This is a genomic window from Gemmiger formicilis (assembly GCF_016901605.1).
Classification (GTDB): domain Bacteria; phylum Bacillota; class Clostridia; order Oscillospirales; family Ruminococcaceae; genus Gemmiger; species Gemmiger formicilis_B.
The window spans coordinates 1-333 of sequence record NZ_JACJKP010000541.1; the positions used below are offsets into that span (position 1 = coordinate 1).

The 333-nt window shown below is 59.5% G+C and carries 1 protein-coding gene; it reads right to left on the bottom strand.

The features are described from left to right. Nucleotides 1-333, bottom strand: a 333-nt coding sequence (locus H6B10_RS15855) for a HAMP domain-containing protein (protein WP_204652406.1), incomplete at both ends; no start/stop codon positions are given.

The following is a 333-nucleotide window of genomic DNA, read 5'->3' on the forward strand; positions in this document are numbered from 1 at the left end:
TTGATCAGGGTCAGCGGGGTGCGCAGGTCATGGCTTACATTGGCCAGAATGTCCTTTTCCAGCTGGGCGCTGCGTTTGACCTCGGAGGCCATGTGGTTGAAATCTTCTGCCAGTTGGCCGATTTCATCCCGATGCACCACCGAGATCTGTACATCGTAGTTGCCGTCCGCGATCTCCTTTGCACCGGCCGAGAGCCGCTCAATCGGCCGGGTGAACCAGCGGCTGAACAGCATGGCGAACAGCAGATCCAGCACCAGCAGGATCAGGGCCAGGGGAATCAGAATAGAGCGAAGCACCTCGGCGGCGGTGGAGATCTGGGCCAGACTGGCAGAA